Source organism: Streptomyces sp. IBSBF 2435, from assembly GCF_036815005.1.
Lineage (GTDB): Bacteria > Actinomycetota > Actinomycetes > Streptomycetales > Streptomycetaceae > Actinacidiphila.
The window spans coordinates 1-4861 of the sequence record NZ_JAJSYW010000051.1 but is presented as its reverse complement, the minus strand read 5'-3'; the positions used below and the strand labels follow the sequence as shown (position 1 = coordinate 4861).

The following is a 4861-nucleotide window of genomic DNA, read 5'->3' as shown; positions in this document are numbered from 1 at the left end:
TCCGTTCGCTTCTCCGCCCGCGCGGCAACCGCTCGCGCCGGATCCTGATTCTCCGCCCGTGCGGCGACGGCTCGCGCCGCTCACAGCGCGCCCTTCGTCGACGGCAGGATGCCCGCTGCCCGCGGGTCGCGCTCGCTGGCGTAGCGCAGCGCCCTGGCCAGGGCCTTGAACTGGCACTCCACGATGTGGTGCGCGTTGCGCCCGTACGGCACGTGCACGTGCAGGGCGATCTGGGCCTGGGCGACGAAGGACTCCAGGATGTGCCGGGTCATCGTGGTGTCGTACGAGCCGATCATCGGCGCCATCTGCTCGGGCTCGCTGTGCACCAGGTACGGGCGGCCCGAGAGGTCCACGGTGACCTGGGCGAGTGCCTCGTCCAGCGGGACGGTGCAGTTGCCGAAGCGGTAGATGCCCACCTTGTCGCCGAGCGCCTGCTTGAAGGCGGCGCCCAGCGCGAGCGCGGTGTCCTCGATGGTGTGGTGGGTGTCGATATGGAGGTCGCCCTCGGTCTTCACCGACAGGTCGAACAGCCCGTGCCTGCCGAGCTGGTCGAGCATGTGGTCGTAGAAGCCGACGCCCGTGGACACGGCCACCTGCCCGGTGCCGTCGAGGTCGATCTCGACGACCACCGACGTCTCCTTGGTGGTGCGCTCGACGCGGCCCACGCGGGTCATACCTGCTCCTCCGTAGTGCTGTGATCCTTGAAGACCGCCCGTGCCGCGTCCAGGAACGCGTCGTTCTCGGCGGGGGTGCCGACCGAGACGCGCAGCCGGCCCGGCACACCGTTGTCCCGTACCAGGATGCCGTGCGCGAGCACCGCCTCCCAAGCGGCGTGGCTGTCGGCGAACCGGCCGAACTGCACGAAGTTGGCGTCCGAGTCGGTCACCTCGTAACCGGTCGCGCGCAACTCGCCGACGAGCCGGTCGCGTTCGGCCTTGAGCTGGTCGACGTAGCCGAGCAGCGTGTCGGTGTGCTCCAGCGCGGCCAGCGCCGTCGCCTGGGTGACCGCGGACAGGTGGTAGGGCAGCCGGACGATCTGCACCGCGTCGACCACCGCGGGGTCGGCGGCCAGATAGCCGAGCCGCAGCCCGGCCGCGCCGAACGCCTTGGACATGGTGCGGGTGAGCACCAGGTTGGGCCGGCCCTCGATCAGCGGCAGCAGCGACGGCCGGTGCGAGAACTCGCCGTAGGCCTCGTCCACCACGACCAGCGAGGGGCGGGCGGCCTGCGCGGCCTCGTACAGCCCCAGGACGGTCGCGGCGTCGACGGCGGTGCCGGTCGGGTTGTTGGGCGAGCAGATGAACACCACCTCGGGGCGGCGCTCGGCGATCTCCCGGGCGGCGGCGGCCACGTCGATGGTGAAGTCGGCGTTGCGCGGTCCGGAGATCCAGCCGGTGCCGGTGCCCCGGGAGATCAGCGCGTGCATCGAATACGACGGCTCGAAGCCGATCGCGCTGCGGCCGGGGCCGCCGAAGGTCTGGAGCAGCTGCTGGATGATCTCGTTGGACCCGTTCGCCGCCCAGACCTGGGCCAGGCCGACCGGGTGCCCCGCGGTCCTGGTCAGATACGCCGCGAGCGCGGTGCGCAGCTCGACCGCGTCCCGGTCGGGGTAGCGGTTCAGGCCGCGGGCGGCCTCGGCGACCCGCTCCGCGATCCTGGCGACCAGCGCCTCGGGCAGCGGGTACGGGTTCTCGTTGGTGTTCAGCCGCACCGCCACGTCGAGCTGGGGGGCGCCGTAGGGGGACTGGCCGCGCAGCTCGTCACGGATGGGCAGGTCGTCGATGCCGGTCATACGGCATCGCCGCCGCCGCGCGGGCCCGGGGCGACGTCGCCGCCGAACCTGACGCGTACCGCCTCGCCGTGCGCGGGCAGGTCCTCGGCGTCGGCCAGCGTCACCACGTGGGCGGCGACCTCGGCCAGGGCGTCGCGGGAGTAGTCCACCACGTGGATGCCGCGCAGGAAGGACTGCACGGACAGGCCGGAGGAGTGGCAGGCGCAGCCGCCGGTGGGCAGGACGTGGTTGGACCCGGCGCAGTAGTCGCCGAGCGAGACCGGGGCGTGCGGGCCGACGAAGACCGCGCCGGCGTTGCGCACCCGGGCGGCGACCGCGGCGGCGTCCCTGGTCTGGATCTCCAGGTGCTCGGCGGCGTAGGCGTCCACCACCGCGAGGCCCTGCTCCAGGGTGTCGGTCAGCACGGTCGCCGACTGGCGGCCGGACAGCGCGGCGGTGATCCGCTCGCGGTGCCGGGCGGCGGCGACCTGGACGTCCAGCTCCTTGTCGACCGCGTCGGCCAGCTCGGGCGAGGTGGTCACCAGCACCGCGGCGGCCAGCGGGTCGTGCTCGGCCTGGCTGATCAGGTCGGCGGCGACGAAGGCGGGGTCCGCGGAGTCGTCGGCGAGGATCGCGATCTCGGTGGGACCCGCCTCGGCGTCGATGCCGACCCGGCCCTTGAGCAGCCGCTTGGCGGCGGCGACGTAGATGTTGCCGGGTCCGGTGACCAGGTTCACCGGGCGGCAGTCCTCGGTGCCGTACGCGAACATCGCGACGGCCTGGGCGCCGCCGGTGGCGTAGACCTCGGTCACGCCGAGCAGCGCGCACGCGGCGAGGATGGTGGGGTGCGGCAGGCCGCCGAAGTCCTTCTGCGGCGGGGAGGCCACCGCGATGCCCTCGACGCCGGCCTCCTGGGCGGGAACCACGTTCATCACCACGGACGACGGGTACACCGCGAGGCCGCCCGGCACGTACAGCCCGACCCGCTCGACCGGCACCCACCGCTCGGTGACCGTGCCGCCGGGCACCACCTGGGTGGTGACGTCGGTACGGCGCTGCTCGCGGTGCACGATCCTGGCCCGCCGGACCGACTCCTCCAGGGCGGCCCTGACCGCGGGGTCGAGGTCGGCCAGCGCGGTCTCCAGCGCCTGCGCCGGGACCCGCAGCGAGGCGGGCCGCACCCCGTCGAACCGCTCGCCGTGATCGAGCACCGCGGCCGAGCCCCGATGGCGGACGTCCTCGCAGATCGGCCGCACCGTCTCCAGGGCGGCCTCCACGTCGAAGTCGGCACGGGGCAGCAGCTCGCGGTCGATGCCGGCCTCGGGGAAGGCGGCACCGCGCAGATCGATTCGGGAGATCACGCTGCCAAGTGTAGGGACCCGGGCATGCGGGACGTTCCCGAGTTCCACTCCGTGATACGACGCCGTCGTACCGACCCGCTACGGTGTGCGGCGCGACGACGGGGAGGGGAATCGGGTGACCGAGGCCGCCGGCGGGACACCGCCGCAGGACTGGACGCCGGTAGAGCGGCGCATGTGGCAGGCCTTCCGGGAGGGCCGCACCTGCGATCTGCGCACCGGCCGCGCCGGCGAGGACGACCCGCTGGCCGGGCCCGTCTGGGGCCCCGACCGCACGGTACGCGCGCAGGCCGTCGCCGAGCTGCTGCTCGACGGACCGCCCGCGGTGCCGGGGCGGGTGACCGCGCTGAAACTCGCCGGGGTGCGGATCAGCGGGCGGCTGATGCTGGCGGGCGGCACGGTCACGCCGTACGTCCAGCTGGACGACTGCCGCTTCGACGATCCGCTCATGCTCCAGGAGTGCCGGATCGGCAGCATGCGCCTGGTGCGCTGCCGGATGCCCCGGCTGGACGCGGCCCGGCTCCAGGTCGGCGGCGACCTGCACCTGCCGCAGTGCCTGATCACCGACGGCGTCCGGCTGGCCGACGCCCACATAGGCACCGACCTGCTGCTCAACCAGCTCACCGTGCGGCGCGGCCGGGCGTCGCGGGCCTTCGCCGCGGACGGGCTGACCGTCGGCCAGGACGTGGACGCAGAACTCATCGACTTCAGCGGTGAATTCAGCCTGCGCAGCGCCCGTATCGGCGGCCGGCTCAGCCTGCGCGGCGCCACCCTGCGCAATCCCGGCGGCAGGCAGGCGCTCAACGCGGCCCGTATCACGGTCGAGCACACCCTCTACCTGTCCGGCGGGTGGAACGCGCTGAGCGCCGGCGGCGGGTCGGCGCCCCCGCCGGAGGACGTCACGGTGCTGCCCTTCACCTGCCACGGCGGGCTGCGGCTCGACGACGGGCGGTTCGGCAACGCCGTGATCATCAGCCGGGCGCGCTTCGTGCTGGCCGGCGAGCAGCAGGTGTCGCTGCGCCGCATCCAGACGCCCGAGCTGTGCTTCACGCTGCCGCGGGCACCGGAGGGCGGGGTCGTGCTGTCCGGCGCCCGGGTCGGCAAGCTCAACGACACCCCCAGCGCCTGGCCCTCGGCGGGGCGGCTGCGGATGACCGGCTTCAGCTACGACACGCTCCCCCCGCTCGCCGACTTCCCGCTGCGCGAGCGGCTCGGCTGGCTGGCGGCGGCCACCCCGGAGTTCCGGCCCGAGCCGTACGAGCGGCTCGCCGCGGCGCTGCGGGCCGCGGGCGAGGACACCGAGGCGCGCGAGGTGCTGCTCGCGCGGCAGCGGCGGCGCCGCGAGACGCTGACGCCCGCCGGGCGGGTGTGGGGCTGGCTCCAGGACATCACCGTCGGTTACGGCTACCGGCCGGGCCGCGCGGCGGTCTGGATGGCGGTGCTGTGGGCGCTGGGCGCGCTGTATTTCGCGCTGCACCCCACGCCTGCGGCGGCGGACGCGGGGGGTTACCGGCCGCATTGGAGTCCCGCGCTCTACGCCCTGGACCTGCTGCTCCCGGTCATCGACCTCGGCCAGGACAACGCGTGGCGGGAGACGGGGGTCGCGCAGTGGGTGGCCTCGCTCCTCACCCTGCTGGGCTGGATGCTCGCCACGACGGCTGCCGCCGGTGCCAGCCGCCTCCTCCGCCGCGGCACCTGACCTCCCCCCGCCCAGCCCCGCGTACGGGCCTCC

Annotated in this window: 4 protein-coding genes; 1 reads left to right on the top strand and 3 read right to left on the bottom strand. The window is 74.1% G+C overall.

Annotated elements, in window-relative coordinates; all coding sequences use genetic code 11:
- Nucleotides 1-80: 80 nt before the first annotated feature.
- From hisB to hisD, 3 genes are read right to left on the bottom strand one after another with little or no spacing between them, the layout of a single operon-like run.
- Nucleotides 81-674: an imidazoleglycerol-phosphate dehydratase HisB gene (gene hisB / locus V7E46_RS12750; RefSeq protein ID WP_329179824.1), complete on the bottom strand. Its 594-nt coding sequence runs from the start codon at nt 672-674 to the stop codon at nt 81-83.
- On the bottom strand, nt 671-1792 hold the full coding sequence (locus V7E46_RS12745) for a histidinol-phosphate transaminase (protein ID WP_333768513.1): 1122 nt from the start codon (nt 1790-1792) through the stop codon (nt 671-673). Before V7E46_RS12745 ends, hisB begins: the two co-directional genes overlap by 4 nt.
- Nucleotides 1789-3132 carry a histidinol dehydrogenase gene (hisD, locus tag V7E46_RS12740; RefSeq protein WP_333768512.1) on the bottom strand — a complete coding sequence of 448 codons (1344 nt, stop codon included), beginning with the start codon at nt 3130-3132 and terminating at the stop codon, nt 1789-1791. Before hisD ends, V7E46_RS12745 begins: the two co-directional genes overlap by 4 nt.
- 115 nt (nt 3133-3247) lie before the next feature.
- Between hisD and V7E46_RS12735 the strand changes: the two genes are divergently transcribed.
- On the top strand, nt 3248-4828 hold the full coding sequence (locus V7E46_RS12735) for an oxidoreductase (protein WP_443054139.1): 1581 nt from the start codon (nt 3248-3250) through the stop codon (nt 4826-4828).
- The last annotated feature ends 33 nt before the right edge of the window (nt 4829-4861 follow it).